Origin of the sequence: Pseudomonas viridiflava, from assembly GCF_900602065.1 — a bacterium.
Lineage (GTDB): Bacteria > Pseudomonadota > Gammaproteobacteria > Pseudomonadales > Pseudomonadaceae > Aquipseudomonas.
This window is the reverse complement of the sequence record NZ_UWFN01000254.1, coordinates 1-453: the sequence shown is the minus strand read 5'-3', so window position 1 is coordinate 453 and position 453 is coordinate 1. Positions and strand designations below refer to the sequence as shown.

Annotated in this window: 1 protein-coding gene; it reads right to left on the bottom strand. The window is 65.6% G+C overall.

Annotated elements, in window-relative coordinates; all coding sequences use genetic code 11:
* The coding region (locus EE949_RS13685) for a glycosyltransferase (RefSeq protein WP_277423368.1) at positions 1-453 on the bottom strand (453 nt) is incomplete at both ends.

The window sequence follows — 453 nt, the reverse complement described above, 5'->3', positions numbered from 1 at the left end:
GGGCAACGGGATCAGCAGCGACGGCAGGCCTGCGGCGGCCAGTTCGCTGATGGTCAGTGCGCCTGCGCGGCAGACCACCAGATCGGCCCAGCTGTACGCTTGAGCCATGTTCTGGATGAACGGCGCCACTTGCGCCTCGACGCCCACGTTGCGATAACGCTCGGCGGTAATTTCGTCGTGATTCTTGCCCGCCTGATGGAACACTTCAGGACGGATATCCACAGGCAATTGCGCCAGCGCTTCGGGCAGCAGCTTGTTCAGCGGCTCGGCACCCAGGCTGCCGCCCAGCACCAACAGGCGTGCCTTGCGACCGGCCAGGGCCTGACGCGGCGTTTCAAGAAACAGCTCGACACGCACCGGGTTGCCGGTCGTGCGGCGTTTCTTCGAGGCCGCGAAGGTGTCCGGGAACGCCTCGCATACCCGACTGGCGAACGACGCGAGACTGCGGTTGGC